General features: G+C 62.4%; 10 protein-coding genes. 5 read left to right on the top strand and 5 right to left on the bottom strand.

The window, feature by feature from the left end:
- Positions 1 to 19: 19 nt before the first annotated feature.
- The 4 genes from ABY44_RS38615 to ABY44_RS38600 all read right to left on the bottom strand — a co-directional run bounded on the left by ABY44_RS38615 (position 20) and on the right by ABY44_RS38600 (position 5095).
- Positions 20 to 1054, bottom strand: coding sequence for an iron ABC transporter substrate-binding protein (locus ABY44_RS38615; RefSeq protein ID WP_059698959.1), 1035 nt, complete (start codon positions 1052 to 1054; stop codon positions 20 to 22).
- 65 nt (positions 1055 to 1119) lie between these two features.
- Positions 1120 to 2418 carry an iron uptake transporter deferrochelatase/peroxidase subunit gene (efeB, locus tag ABY44_RS38610; RefSeq protein ID WP_059698961.1) on the bottom strand — a complete coding sequence of 433 codons (1299 nt, stop codon included), beginning with the start codon at positions 2416 to 2418 and terminating at the stop codon, positions 1120 to 1122.
- 11 nt (positions 2419 to 2429) lie between these two features.
- Complete coding sequence (locus tag ABY44_RS38605) at positions 2430 to 3563, bottom strand: hypothetical protein (RefSeq protein ID WP_059698963.1); 1134 nt, start codon at positions 3561 to 3563, stop codon at positions 2430 to 2432.
- 65 nt (positions 3564 to 3628) lie between these two features.
- Positions 3629 to 5095 carry a carbohydrate porin gene (locus ABY44_RS38600; RefSeq protein ID WP_059698965.1) on the bottom strand — a complete coding sequence of 489 codons (1467 nt, stop codon included), beginning with the start codon at positions 5093 to 5095 and terminating at the stop codon, positions 3629 to 3631.
- A gap of 873 nt (positions 5096 to 5968) precedes the next feature.
- Here ABY44_RS38600 and ABY44_RS38595 point away from each other — a divergent pair.
- The 3 genes from ABY44_RS38595 (at position 5969) to ABY44_RS38585 (ending at position 8743) form a co-directional block, all read left to right on the top strand.
- A complete protein-coding gene (locus ABY44_RS38595) occupies positions 5969 to 7525 on the top strand; it encodes a tetratricopeptide repeat protein (RefSeq protein WP_230942809.1) in 1557 nt (518 codons plus the stop codon).
- Between the two features lie 595 nt (positions 7526 to 8120).
- A complete protein-coding gene (locus ABY44_RS38590; RefSeq protein WP_334053631.1) occupies positions 8121 to 8255 on the top strand; it encodes a hypothetical protein in 135 nt (44 codons plus the stop codon).
- Positions 8256 to 8563: 308 nt separating this feature from the next.
- On the top strand, positions 8564 to 8743 hold the full coding sequence (locus tag ABY44_RS38585) for a hypothetical protein (RefSeq protein WP_060084008.1): 180 nt from the start codon (positions 8564 to 8566) through the stop codon (positions 8741 to 8743).
- Between the two features lie 232 nt (positions 8744 to 8975).
- Here the strand turns inward: ABY44_RS38585 and ABY44_RS38580 are convergent, their stop codons facing one another.
- Positions 8976 to 9686, bottom strand: coding sequence for a response regulator transcription factor (locus tag ABY44_RS38580; protein ID WP_059698969.1), 711 nt, complete (start codon positions 9684 to 9686; stop codon positions 8976 to 8978).
- A 362-nt stretch (positions 9687 to 10048) separates the two neighbouring features.
- Here ABY44_RS38580 and ABY44_RS38575 point away from each other — a divergent pair, with 362 nt between their 5' ends.
- Both ABY44_RS38575 and ABY44_RS38570 read left to right on the top strand, forming a co-directional pair.
- Positions 10049 to 10357: an H-NS family nucleoid-associated regulatory protein gene (locus ABY44_RS38575; RefSeq protein WP_226152138.1), complete on the top strand. Its 309-nt coding sequence runs from the start codon at positions 10049 to 10051 to the stop codon at positions 10355 to 10357.
- 406 nt (positions 10358 to 10763) lie between these two features.
- On the top strand, positions 10764 to 14869 hold a 4106-nt coding region (locus tag ABY44_RS38570; protein ID WP_431643577.1), incomplete at its 3' end, for an ESPR-type extended signal peptide-containing protein.

The following is a 14869-nucleotide window of genomic DNA, read 5'->3' as shown; positions in this document are numbered from 1 at the left end:
GACACGGCGTCGCTCATGCTCAGAGGAGGCCGGCCTGGCGCAGCAGCTTGCCGGCCTGGCTGTCGTCGCCGAGCTGTTCGAACGTCAGCGCCGGCGGGCTCAGTTCGTTGAACGGTTTCAGGATCGGATCGGGGGCGACGCCCGGATGCAGCGGATACTCGAAGCTGACATGGCCGCCCGCCATCAGCTTCTGCGCACGCTCGCTGACGAGATACGCGACGAACTTCTGCGCTTCCGGCTGGTGCTTCGACGCTTTCAGCACCGCGGCGCCGGACACGTTGACGGCACCGCCGACATCGCCGTGGCCGAAGTGGTGGATCGCGCTGCGCGTCGACTTGTCGCCGAGTTCGGCGTGCAGGCGGTCCCAGTAGTAGTTGTTGACGATGCCGGTCAGCACGCCGCCGCGGTTGACGGCCGCCGTCACGCCTTCGTCGTCGTCGAAGATCTGCGCGTTGGCCTTCAGGCCCTTCAGCCATTGCAGCGTCGCGGCCTCGCCGTGCAGCGCGAGCACCGCGCTCACGAGCGGCAGGAAGTCCGCGTCGCTCGGCGCGACGCCGACCTTGCCCTTCCATTCGGGCTTCGCGAGATCGAGCAGCGACGCGGGCAGCTGCTGCGGCTGGATTTTCGCGGTGTTGTAGACGAGCACGTTCTCGCGCGCGAGTACGCCGACCCAGTTGCCGTCGGCCGGGTTGAAGCGCGCGGGCACCGACTGCAGCGTGGCGCCGTCGGTCTTCGCGAACAGGCCCTTGCGGTCGAGCAGCACGAGCTCCGGCGAGTTTTCGGTGAAGTACACGTCGGCCGGCGTGCGGTCGCCTTCCGCGACGATCTGCGCGGCGAGCGCGGGGCCCTCGCCCGAGCGCACCTTCACGGTGATGCCGCTCTGCGCTTCGAAGTCCTTGACGAGCTGGTTCACGACCTGCTCGTGTTGCGCGTTGTACAGCGTGAGCGTCGCGGCATGCGTGCCGGTGGCGTGCAGTGCGCCGGTCAGCATCAGCGCGGCGGCCGCCGCGGAAATCAGGTGCCGCAGCGGGCGGCTAACGGGTGAAGTGGTCATGTCGTTTTCAGCAGGTTGCATCCGGCCGGGCCGGAAAGGTGTGCGTTGGCTTGCGTGGCGCGACGTCATGCGTCGAACAGCGCGGCGCCGATGTACGAACCGGGTTGCGCGCCCGGCGGGCACGCGAAGATCGCGCTGCCGACGTGCGTGGTGAACTGGTTCATGATGTCCAGCTTCGAGAGCTTCTCGTTGATCGGAATGAAGCCCTTGCGCGGGTCGCGCTGGTGCGCGACGAACATCAGCCCCGCGTCGTACTCGGTCTGCTGGCGCCATGGCGGCCAGCGTTCGATGTAGAAGCTCGTGCTGTCGTTGTACGAGTACGCGCGGCGCAGGATCTGCGCGCCGTTGTTGACCTGCGGCGATGCGAGGCGCGCGTGCGAGTTGTCGGGGATCACCGGGTTGCCGTCCTTGTCGGCCGCGTCGAGGTCGAGCGCCTCGAACTCGTCCTTCTGGCCGAGCGGCGCGCCGCTGTACTTATGGCGGCCGACCACCTGTTCCTGGAAGCCGAGCTCCGTGTTGTCCCAGTGTTCGAGCGTGATGCGGATCCGGCGCACGACCGTGTAGGTGCCGCCGATCATCCATGCCGGACCTTCGCTGCCGGCCCACACGAATTCGTTCATCGCGGCCGGATCGGACATCGGCGGATTCATCGTGCCGTCCTTGAAGCCCATCAGGTTGCGCGGCGTCTCGCCGGGCTTGCCCGACGTGAAGCCGGCCTGGCCCCAGCGCATCTGCGTCGCTTTCGCGCCGAGCCGCACGAGCTGGCGCACGGCGTGGAACGCGACCTGCGCGTCGTCCGCGCATGCCTGGATGAACAGGTCGCCGCCGGTTTTCTCGGGCAGCAACTGGTCGCCGTTGAAACGCGGCAGGTCGACGAGCGCGGCGGGGCGTTGCTTCGCGAGGCCGTAGCGATCCTTGCCCGCGAGCGCGAACAGGCCGGGCCCGAAGCCGAACGTGATGGTCAGGCGCGCGGGGCCGAGGCCGAGCGCGTCGCCCCCGTCGGCCGGCGCGACTTCGTCGCCGCCCGTCGCGGCGAGCGGTTGCGCGGTGTCGCCGCGCGTCATCCGCGCGGCGGCGTCGGTCCAGGTCTTCAGCAGCGCGATGACGTCCGCGCGCTGCGCCGTCGTCAGGTCGAGCGCCGCGAAATACGCGTGGCGCTGCTGCGGCGTCGCGATGCCGCTCTGGTGCTGGCCGTAGAACGGCTCGACGCCGTCGTGCGCGGGGGCCGGTGCGGCGGCGGGGGCATCCGCCGCCTTCGCGGCCGGTATCGACGCCGCCGCGAGGCCGGCGGCCACCGCCGCGCCGCCCGCCTTCAGGAAGCCGCGCCGTGCGGGGCGGGGCGGCTGGTTGTGATCGTCTGCCATGGTTCGTTCCGTTACTTCGCGAGCAACAGCGTGTTGACGTCGTCCGCGACGTAGTAGAAGCCGTCGCCCTCGGGCGTCATCGCGATGCCGAACAGGTTGCCGTTGCCGGGGGGCGACTGTGCCTTGTCGGTGTTGATCCAGCGCGCGTAGAGCTGCTTGCCGGCGGCCGGGTCGATCTCGACGACCTGGCCGTTCTGCGCGTTGGTCGCGAGCAGGTGGCCGTTCGGTGCGGTCGCGAGCGCGAGCGGGCGGCGCAGGAAACCGTCGGCGGTGACCTGGCGGCCGACGCCCGCGCTGGTGTCGCGCGTGAGCGGATCGTCGATTTCGACGATCCGGTTGCCGATCGCGTCCGACACGTACAGCTTCTTCTGGTCGCCGGACAACGCGAGGCCGGTCGGGCCGACCAGGAACACGCCCTTGTCGGCCTGCGCGCCGAGGCCGCTCGCGACGACCGTTTCCTGCTTGATCACGGGCGGCTTGCCCGCCGGCACGTCGAGATCGAGGCGCAGCACGGTCGCCTGCTTGTAGACGGGCGGGTTGCCGTCCGCGCGGCCGACGCCGAAGCCGGCCATGCTGACGAACAGCGTCGCGCTGTCGCCGCGGTCGACCACGGCCATGTTGCCCCACGGGTCGTTGATGTTCGGGGTCGACCACGTCGATGCGATCTTGCCCTGCGGATCGAGCACGATCAGGCAGCCGGCCCCCTTGGTGTTCGTCGTGCCGTCGTTGCTCGGCGTGCTGCCGACGATTACCCAGCCGGATTTGAGCATCGTCATCGCCGTCGACAGGCCGATGCCGCCCGGGCACGCCTTCAGGTCGCGCGGGATCGATGCGAACAGGCTCAGCTGCTTCGTCGACGGGCGGTAGTCGACGATCGTGCTGCCGGTACCTTGCAGGTTCGCCGCGTTGTTGAAGTTGTCGACGAGCACGTCGCCCGCCTGGATCGTCCCGGCCGACACCGGCGCGACCGCGATCGCGTACGGGTTCTGGTCGCCGTTGTCGGGCACCGTGTTGACGAGCGTGGTGTGGCGATGCAGCGTCTCGAGGAAACCTTGCGGCTCGGCGAGTGCGCCGGCGGCGACCGTCAGTGCGGCGGCGGCCAGTGCGCCCGTCGCGAGGCGGCGAAGCGGGGCGGATTGAATCATGTGAATCTCCTGGAGGGCGCGCCGTCCGGGCGGCGCGCGAAAAACGGGTCGCGTGGGCGCGTCGCTCAGAACGTGATCGTCGTACGCGCGCCGAGCACGAACGTGTTGCGCAGCGGCTGTGTCGCGTCGCTCGGGTTCTGGCCGGCGCCCGCGTTGAACGTGTACTGCGCGTCGGCCTGGACGATCCACCACGGGTTCACCTGGTACTGGTAGGTCGCTTCGAGCGTCGTCTCGCGGGTGCGCACGCCGTACGGGCCGGTCGCGAACGTCCGCGCGGCCTGGTCGAGGTCGGTCACGTGGTTGCCGACCTGGATGTACGTGACGCCGAGGCCGACGCTGTCGTTGTCGCGGCCTTCGAACGGCGCCTTCAGCACGATCCCCGCATTGGCCGAGAAGCTCACCAGGTTGCGGTCGCCCGGCGCGCCCATCACGCGCGCGAACACGCCGAGGCTGCGCGGGCCGGTCGGGTCGGGGCGCCAGATCATCTGGTCGGCCACCGCGTAGAAGCTGTAGTCGCCGTGGCGCAGCTGCGCGTTGCCGTTCGACGCGGGATCGGCGAGCGACAGCCCGTCGGTGCCCACGTTCTGGTCCGCGAAGCGGCCGTTGTGATACCAGACGCCGATCTTGTAGGTGCCCGGCAGCCCGTTCGAGCGGCCGGTGTCCATTTCGCCGTCGGACGGCTGGTTCAGCGCGTACTGCAGCTCGCCGATATAGAGCGTGCCGTTGTGCAGGTTGAAGTTGGTGCCGCTGAGGTTGTTCGGGTTGTTGCCGAGCGGGTCGCCGTCGAACACGCCCGCGAGCGCGGTGAGCTTCGGCGTGATCTGCGCACGGACGCGCACGCCGAGGCCCGCGAGCGGATACGCGGGGCCGCCGTTGGGCAGGTCGTACGACGGCAGCGCGGGCCAGCCGAACATCGTGTTGACGAACGTGTTCGCATACGTGCTGACCATGAATTCCTGATCCAGACTCTGCTGGCCGATCTTCACGTCGACGCGCTTGTCGAGGAACGACTGCTGGTACCACAGCTCCCACAGGCGCGTCGTGCCCTGCGCCTCGATGCCGCTCGCGGTGTTGAGCGTGCCGAGGTTCCGCGCGCTCAGGTTGGTGCCGTGGATCTGCAGCGCGCTGACGTTGAACGTGCCGCCGGCCAGGCCGATCGCCTTCTGCGTGTCGACCGTCAACGTGGCCGTCGTTAATCCGTCGTACGCGCCGCCGCGGTTCAGGCCGCCGCGCAGGTTCGCGAGGTATTCGCTGGTTTCGGTGATCTGCAGCGTCGCGCCGTACTTGCCGAGCCACGGGCGGATGCCGCCCATGTCGCCGAGCAGGCTCTGGCGCGTCCAGATGCCGGTCCACATGTTGGTCGGCTTCGCCTGGATCGAGAGGTCGGCCTCGGGTGCTTCGGGTTGTGCGTCGACGGGCACGTCGGCGAAAGCGGCGCCGCTCGCGAACGACGCGCATGCAAGGATGGCCGCGCAGGCGGCGGGGCGCATCCGGGCACGGACGCTGTCTCCCTGGAACGACGCAAACTTCATATCAAATCCCTGGTTCTAATTAGTGTGGAGTCCTGCTTGTCGGCCGCTGTCCGGACGCTCGGCTCCGATTGGCCAGGGCACGAAGCGAAGCGCAACGCGGCGCATCGTAGGAGTGTCAAATGGGAAAGTCAATGTAAACGAGAATGATTCGCATTAAATTACCGAATGTAATCCAGGGCCTTACGGAGAGGGCGTTTGGCGTGTTTAGTGCGGAGGTAAACCGTAAATATCGGCGTAATGAAAATGAATGCTTCGATGCGAAGCGATGGATCCGCGTGGTGGGGCACGGGAGGCATCCGGCTGGGTTCCGGCGATTAATGTCGAGGCTCGTTCAGATTCGGACGGCCCGTGTTGTCGAAGCAAGGCTTCCGGACGAGGCACGCTTCCGTCGTTGAGTCGATGGTTCGCATGATTTTGAATGACTGGATCTCGCAGGCCGATGACGGTGATCGCCGAAGGCAGCAAATACCTCCCTCTTTCTGGATGTGACAATCGTTCAAATCTAGCCGTGTGCGGACGCGTACCATCGTCAATGCTCTGTTACCGGAGCACTTCCCCTCGGATTTGACGCCAAGCTCACGCTTGGCCTTTTTTCTGATCGAGGTTTTTTGCTGGGCAGGATGCTTTCGGACGGCATCTGGTCACGACCGATCTCTGGATAACGTTTGTTCAACGACGGCTCGCGGTCTGGTTGAATTTTCAAACTGACACGTCGACGTTGGAAGGGCCCCCGGAAATCGCCGGTCTTCGACGCGTGCCCATGCAACACCGGCAAATCGGCATTGAGGCGGTAATGGATATCCAGCGTCCATATTCCGGGTCCGAACTGCGCTGCGGAACGTTCACTGCTGTGGACTGCTGATCGGAGTTGCTGTGGAATCGAATCTTGAAGATATCCAGTTGTGCTACGACAAGGCCATCGACGCTTATAACGCTGGCCAGCCTGAACTCGCTCTTCGGTTGGTCGAGGACGTTCTGAAGGAATGCCCCTCAAGTGGTGATGTCCTGCATCTGAGGGGGCTGATCGCTTTTTCGTTGGGTAAGGCCGAGGATAGGGCTGAGGAGGCAGAGGACTGGTTCAAGAGGGCTATTGACGCGTCTCCCAATGCCATCTTCTACAACAGCCTGAGTGTGGTGCAAACACGATTGAGGGCATTTTCGCAGGCGGCAGCAAGCGCGCGAAGCGGTCTGGCGTTTGCCGAAGATCACCAGCCGGATCTGGACACTTCGAAGTTGTTGTACAACCTGTGTCTGGCTTTGGTGCTGGACGAAAAACCGGAAGACGGCATCGATATTTGTCGACGCACGATTGAACGAAATCCGGCACGTTCGGATGCCTATAGCTATATGGGCGTGTGTCTCAGCCTGTTGGGCGAGACCGACCTCGCGATCAGTGCGTATCGTCGAGCAATCGAGTTGGATCCCAAAAATCTCGTAGCCTGCGGCAATCTTGGATATGCATTGCTTCGCGCCGGTGAATATAGGGAGGCCTGGCCATACTTCGAACACCGGTGGGTAACCATGCTGGCGGGCGATTCGTATCCCGGGGCGAAGTACCCGGCTTTGCCGATCCGTCGGTGGCAGGGGCAAGGGCTGCCGCCTGGCGAAAACCGCCTGCTCGTTCTGGCCGAGCAGGGATTGGGCGATACGTTGCATTTTTGTCGATATCTCGAAATGGCGCTTCGGCAATTCACTGCAGTTGGCCTTTTATGCCCGAAACCACTGCGCCGGCTGCTGACTGATTCGCTCTGCTCTCGGTGGCCAAATCTGACGCTGCTCGACGACAAGTCATTCGACCCGCTTCAGTGGGACTGGTATTGCCCGCTGCTGTCGCTGCCGATGGCCTTCGGAACGCAAGTAGACAACATTCCCGCCGATCTGCCTTATTTGTACGCGAATCGGCGACGGTCGCGAAAATGGTCATCGAAGGTGGCGAAGTTGCAGCCACGCACCTTGCCACGCATCGGGGTGGTCTGGGCGGGAGGGCATTCGGGCACGCCCGATGATCGCCGGCGTAGTATCGATCTGGATACGATGGCGCCATTGCTTGCGTGGCCTCACGCGCACTGGATCAGCTTGCAGAAGGCGGATGACATTTCGAAAGAGCTTTCTCACGAGAAGTATCCACACGTAGTCGACTGGATGCACGAGGTGAGGGACTTTGCCGATACAGCGGCCCTCATCGACGCGCTGGATCTTGTCATTTCCGTTGATACCGCGGTCGCTCACCTGGCCGCAGCCATGGGGAAGCGCGTGTGGTTACTGAACCGGTACGCGGGCTGCTGGCGCTGGTTGCGCAATCGCGACGACAGTCCGTGGTATCCCGGCATGCGACTCTTTACCCAGACCGCGCGTGGAAACTGGACTGACGTAATCGAACGCGTCTTGTCTGAATTGGAGCTCACGGCCTCGGCATTGTCGACGAGATGAAGTCAAATGTTGCGTGAGGTGTATTGGCGTGAGTAGTTGGCAAACGGGTCAATCGGAACTGCTACCCGGATCGTGCCGAACTACGGCTTCCAGGCGCTTCTGACGACCGTGTCGAGTGTCCGCTGGCCGGTTATGACCGTTCGATGCAGCGCATGAATCTTCGATATTCCGATCCAGTCAACTGAAGTTTCGATGTCTTTGGCGGAGCAAAATTCGCGAGTATGATTATTTGTATTGCTAATAAAAAATATGGTGTGGCATTAAATCCGGCCTCACCCATGGGAGTCTATGACGCCCCTCTTCCGGGGCAACGAGTGCCTCCACCGGGGATGCGTTCAGGGACCGTCGAAAAGTCCGGTCAGCCATCGAGACTCGGGGCGCTCGTGACCGGTACGCCACCTCGTGACCAAGGCATCTTCATTGCGATCGACGCTACCACGGTCGACGCGACCACCCCAATCACGCATCGTGCGGCCGACCATCGGGCGTTTGAATCGAGTCGACGCTTCCAGGCGCGGTCCAAGCGTAGGTGCGCAGATTTCCCGGTGTGGGTCGATCGGCGCATTCGGCCTAACGATGCAGTGGTGGCGCTGAAATGAATAGAGCGGTGTTCGGCATGTGCGGTCTGCTGATCTGCGGACTTGTCGTGGCACTGGTGATCGTCCTGGAAACGGCGCCGACACCGCAGGAAAAAATCGCGCAGGTGACAAAGCCCGCGAAGGTGAAGTGAAGATGCGTGTTCTGTTGACATTGTGGGGAAGCGCGATCGCACTGGCTGTCTGTGTGGCCTGGCTTGCCGATCGCCCCAAACATGGTGAGCCTGTGCCGCTTGCGTCTCGACTGATTCAAGGCTCGGCGAAGTCGATCGTCACGCCGCCGCGTGAGCAGGCTCGGTAACGGCGGCTCGCGCCGTCTCTGGTGCCGGTTGCGTACGTACCGATGCCGGAAGCGAAGTTCCGGCCTTGTGCAGCACAGAGTGAGACTTCATGCGGTGATGCTCGGGGGCGATCGATGCGATTCGTGGCTTCCGATGTGAGGATGAAAATGCAACATTCCCTTTATCGAGTTCTGAGCGTCACGGCGTTCGCCTGGAAGTTGACGGCACCGGCAGAGCGGGAAGTCATGGTCAAGGGTGCGTCGACGATCGATATCGACCGCCGTATCGTGCAACCAGCCGTCGGCTTGCGCGACGGTCAGTGCGACGACGCGATTGTCTGACTGCAATCGCTCGGTGCCCACCGGGCAGCCGAACGAGCCGCGACAGCGCCGGGATCGCTGCAGATTGTCGTCGATCCCGGTTGCGTGTGGTTCGCAGCTGGATTCATCGATCACGTATGGCGTCTTCAGCATCGGTCTTTGCGCCTGTCTTGAACTCAAACCGCATATGTTGCTGCTGTAACGACGCTGGCGGGCACACAGAGCCGAATGTCGTGAGCGCTCTAGGAAGCAGCTACTCCCCATCGTCCGTGTGACTGGAATCGAGCAACTCCAACCGGTACCCGTGATTGTAAACAGCGCGAAGTCGAACACCGTTTTCGGGCGTGATTCGCAGCTTGGAACGCACGCGATAGATGTGTGTATCGAGCGTCCTGGAGATGTGGTCGCTATGGCGTCCCCATATCGACTTGATCAACGCTTCGCGAGGCATTGCGCGACCACAATTTTGAAACAGCGCAACGGCGACGTTGAATTCTCTCGATGTCAGTTTAATCGGCTCGTCACTCAGGAACACGGTTTCGGTCACGAGATCCAGACGGTAACGACCGATGTTGATCGATGTCGGCGTCGCGTTCACGGGATAGGCCCGCCGCAGGAGTGCACGGACTCTTGCGATCAGCTCATGGCGCCGGACAGGCTTGACCATGTAGTCATCAGCGCCTGCATCAAGCGCAACGACAAGCTGTTCCTCGCGCACTCGATTCGTCAGGAACAACACGGGGAGGTCTCTGCCGACTCGCGCACGAATCCAGGCAAGGACTTCCAGCCCGGAAATATCCGGCAAGTTCCAGTCGAGCACGATCAGGTTGAAGGTATCGGTTTCGAGGAGGCGTATGGCTTCTGCGCCGCGGGTAGCGCTTCGGACATCGAACCTTTCTGCGATCAGGACATCGCAGATAAACGCAGCCTGTGCTGGCTCGTCGTCAACGGTAAGAATTTTCATTGGAACCATTTTTTTCGTGTTGCTTAAATCCGTGCATACCCTCGTGCGTGGGGCAGCTTGTGTTTTCAGATTTAAGTGAAAGCTAATCGAAATATTTTGTCTGGGCGTTGTATGGCCGAATGGCAGGATTGATTTGCGAAATAGAGTGACATTCTTGAGCGGTCTTTTTGTCAACTTTTATGAACAGAATGAATATTGGGGCGCGGTTGATGTGTGACAAATGTTGTCAATCGCTATTGCTCGTCGATATAGCATGTTTCATATGGATTGTTGGGCGAGTGCGAGTTCAGGTAGTGGAGTGTTTTCGTGTTGTCGACTCGATCGGTGCTTATTTTTATGTTTTACGAGATGTAATTATATAAATGCGCAACCTGGAGTCTCATCGGCGGTATTTGGAAAGAAGGGCGAATCTGGAGGCTCGAATTGCTGAAGAGCGGCGAGCGGCTGCTGAGGCGATTTTGCTCGAGATTAGATATTGCGTCCGTGAGTTTGGCTTTTCTCCTGAGGATATATTTACGGCCGATATCCTGCGCCGTGCGACGAAACGGCGGCCGCGTTATTTCGACCCGGTCAGCGGAGCGACGTGGTCAGGAGTAGGGCGGGCGCCTGAGTGGATTCGCGATAAGGATCGCAAGCAGTTTGAGATATCCAATTTTGATCGTGAGAATTGAGCAATCGGGTTTTCTCGATGAAGCGACGGTCGCGTGTGCATGTCTCCCGGTGTTGCGTCGGAAATTTTAATGGTGTGAAGGGTCGCCAATCTCTGAGGTGTTTGGGTCACGATCCATCTTTTAATGAAGATGGGTATTGGCGTCGACGGTGAGGGGTAAATATAAATTGTCGGGGTGAGGCGCGCGGCGACTGTTCCTGTTGCTGGGTGTTCGGTGATGTTTTTCGATAATAAGATTAATTAGTTTAAAAAACATATCGAAATAATTTTCATGATTTTCACGCGATGGAACTGGCGCGCCTGCAGCGGAGGAATGGGAGTCGCTGATTGTCGGTGTGGTCGTTTCGATAGCAAGCACTTTTTATATTTTTGCCAGCAGTAGATGAAATCAGCATTCGGCATCTCGTATGGCGCTATGCCGACATGACACTGCGCGACATTTTCCGCAGCGGCCGGCCCGGCGAAGGACGGGGGCTGGGTGCAAAGGCATAAAAGTCGCCCACGATGAACTCCCCGCGGGGCTGCGGGGAATTGTGTTTATTTCACAAGAGCCGCTGTTTTTTTGGTGCGAGTTCCGATCGGCCGGACAGTACAACAGGGAGAACAAAATGAACAAGATTTACAAGAATGTCTGGTGCGAGAAGACGGGCACCTATGTGGCCGCATCGGAAACTGCGAAAGGGCGAAGGGCGGGTGGGACGAGCGCCGTAGTGGGGGCGTTGACTGCTGTGGTGTTGTTGGGGGGAGGATCCTTCGCGTCGCCGGACGTGTATGCCGCCGCATTTGTCGTTTGTGGCAATGCATCGACTGCTGCTCTCATTCCGACGGGCCCGACAACCAGCTACAACATGGGCTGTACCACCGGCAGCGACGTGCTTTTCATGGGCGGCTATTCAGGGGGGCCGGGAATCAATTCGGGCGCCAGCACGTCGACCACATGGATCACTGTCAACAACGCGACGACGCCAAGTTCGAGCGTCACCGGCTCCATACCGGGGCAGTCGATCGAACTGTATGCACCGGGAAGCATCATCCTGAATGGCAGTAACGTCAACGTATCCAGCAATAAAATCATCAACCTTGCGAACGGTACCGTTGCCGCCGGCAGCGGGGACGCGGTCAACGGCGGCCAACTGTTTACGCTGTCGACTTCCACGTCGACGGGTTTGTCGTCGGCGAACAGCTCGATCTCTTCGTTGTCCACGTCGACCTCGACGGGCATCAACTCGCTGTCGACGGGCCTGAGCTCGACGGATAGCTCGGTGTCGTCGCTGTCGACCTCGACGTCGACCGGTCTGTCGTCGGCCAACAGCTCGATCTCCTCACTGTCCACGTCGACCTCGACGGGCATCAACTCGCTGTCGACCGGTCTGAGCTCGACGGATAGCTCGGTGTCGTCGTTGTCGACTTCGACGTCGACGGGTTTGTCGTCGGCGAATAGCTCGATTTCTTCGTTGTCCACGTCGACCTCGACGGGCATCAGCTCGCTGTCGACGGGCCTGAGCTCGACCGACAGCTCGGTGTCGTCGCTGTCGACTTCGACGTCGACCGGCTTGTCATCGGCCAACAGTTCGATCTCTTCGCTGTCCACGTCGACCTCGACGGGCATCAGCTCGCTGTCGACGGGCCTGAGCTCGACCGATAGCTCGGTGTCGTCGCTGTCGACCTCGACGTCGACTGGCTTGTCGTCGGCCACCAGCTCGATCTCTTCGCTGTCCACGTCGACTTCGACGGGCATCAGCTCGCTGTCGACGGGCCTGAGCTCGACCGATAGCTCGGTGTCGTCGCTGTCGACCTCGACGTCGACTGGCTTGTCGTCGGCCACCAGCTCGATCTCTTCGCTGTCCACGTCGACTTCGACGGGCATCAACTCGTTGTCGACGGGCCTGAGTTCGACCGATAGCTCGGTGTCGTCGCTGTCGACTTCGACTTCGACGGGTTTGTCGTCGGCCAACAGCTCGATCTCCTCGTTGTCCACGTCGACCTCGACAGGGCTCTCGTCCGCGAACAGCTCGATCACGTCGCTGTCGACCTCGACGTCGACCGGTCTGTCGTCGGCGAACAGCTCGATCTCCTCGCTGTCCACCTCGACCTCGACGGGCATCAACTCGCTGTCGACGGGCCTGAGCTCGACCGATAGCACGGTGTCGTCGCTGTCGACTTCAACGTCGACGGGTTTGTCGTCGGCCAACAGCTCGATCTCTTCGCTGTCCACGTCGACTTCGACGGGTTTGTCATCGGCCAACAGCTCGATCACGTCGCTGTCGACTTCGACGTCGACGGGCCTGTCGTCGGCGAACAGCTCGATATCTTCGCTGTCCACGTCGACCTCGACGGGGCTGTCGTCCGCGAATAGCTCGATTTCTTCGCTGTCCACCTCGACTTCGACGGGCATCAACTCGCTGTCGACGGGCCTGAGCTCGACGGATAGCACGGTGTCGTCGCTGTCGACGTCAACATCGACCGGTCTTTCGACGGCGAGCAGCTCGATTTCTTCGCTGTCCACCTCGACCTCGACGGGCATCAACTCGCTGTCGACGGGCCTGAGCTCGACGGATAGCTCGGTATCGTCGCTGTCGACTTCCACGTCGACGGGGCTGTCGTCGACGAATAGCTCAATCTCTTCGTTGTCCACCTCGACGTCGACGGGTCTGTCGTCCGCAAACAGCTCGATCACGTCGCTGTCGACTTCGACGTCGACCGGTCTGTCGTCGGCGAACAGCTCGATCTCCTCGCTGTCCACGTCGACCTCGACGGGTCTGTCGTCCGCGAACAGCTCGATCACGTCGCTGTCGACTTCGACGTCGACCGGCTTGTCGTCGGCCACCAGCTCGATTTCCTCGCTGTCCACGTCGACTTCGACCAGCATCGGCTCGCTGTCCACCGGCCTGAGCAGCACGAACAGCACGATCCTGTCGCTGTCCACCTCGACGTCGACGGGTATCGGCTCCTTGTCCACGGGTCTCAGTTCGACCAACAGTTCGATGACGTCGCTGTCCACGTCGACCTCGACCGCGATCGAAGCCGCGAAAACGCACTACTACAGCGTCAACGATGGAGGTGCGCAAGGGGCGAACTACGCGAACAGCGCAGCGACGGGCATCTACTCGCTGGCCGCCGGCGTAGCCGCAACTGCCGCGGGCGCAAGCAGTGTCGCGGTCGGCTACGGCTCGAACGCACAATCGGACGGCTCGGTCGCGATCGGTCAAAGCGCGTCGGCAACAGGTGGCAAGGCCGTGTCGATCGGCTCCGGCAATACCGCGAGCGGCGACGGCGCGGTCGCGATCGGCGACCCGAGCGTCGCGACGGGCACCGGCGCAGTCGCGATGGGCGCGAACGACACGGCGACCGGTACCGGCGCAGTGGCGCTCGGCAACGCGAGCACGGCAACCGGCAACAGCGCGCTCGCACTCGGCAACTCGAGCCAGGCCACCGCGGACAACACGATCGCACTCGGCAACCAGGCCACGGCCAGCGCCATCGGCGCGCAGGCCTACGGCTCGGGCGCCACGGCCAGCGCCACCGACGCGCTCGCGTTCGGATCGAACGCCACCGCGAACGTCGCCAACTCGATCGCGCTCGGCGCGAACTCGGTCACCGGCAATGCGGTCGCGGTGTCGAGCGTCACGGTAGGCGGTGTCGCGTACTCGGTCGCCGGCACCAGTCCGGTGGGCGTCCTGAGCATCGGTTCGCCGGGCGCGGAACGCCAGATCACGAACGTCGCTGCCGGCCAGGTGTCGGCCACCAGCACGGACGCGATCAACGGCAGCCAGTTGAACGCGACGAACCAGGCGGTCAACAACCTGTCGACGTCGACCGCGACGAACGTCGCATCGCTGTCGACAGGTATCAACTCGCTGTCGACGGGCCTGAGCTCGACCAATAGCAACGTGTCTGCGCTGTCCACCTCGACCTCGACCGCGATCAACACGTTGTCGACATCGACGGCGGCCGGTCTCAGTTCCCTGTCCACCGGCCTGAGCACGACGAACAACAGCGTGGCCTCGCTGTCGACTGGCGTGACGAACATCAACAACCAGTTGAGTCAGCTTTCCACGTTGATGACGACGAACACGACGAACACCGGCGGCATCGCCGCCGACATGAACGGCACCGGCTCCGACAAACCAACCGTCACTGCCGGCTCGAACTCGGTGGCAATCGGCGCGAATTCGAACGACGGCGGTCGCTCGAACGTGGTGTCGGTCGGCAACGACCAGCAGCAGCGCCAGATCACGAACGTCGCGCCGGGTACGCAAGGCACCGACGCGGTGAACGTGAACCAGCTGACGCAGGTGCAGACGACGCTGTCGACGGCACTGTCGGGCCAGCAGGCGCAGATCAACTCGCTGGGTTCGCAACTGCAGCAGACCGACCAGATGGCGAAGCAGGGTATCGCGGCCGTCGGCGCGATGGCGTCGATCCCGCAGCTCGATCGCGACGCCAACTTCGGGATGGGTGTGGGCACGTCGACCTTCCTCGGCCAGAAGGCGATGGCGGTCAACATGCAGGC

Origin of the sequence: Burkholderia sp. ZZQ-2 (assembly GCF_050768715.1) — a bacterium.
Taxonomy (GTDB): Bacteria; Pseudomonadota; Gammaproteobacteria; order Burkholderiales; family Burkholderiaceae; genus Burkholderia; species Burkholderia cepacia.
This window is presented reverse-complemented; position numbering and strand designations above follow the sequence as displayed.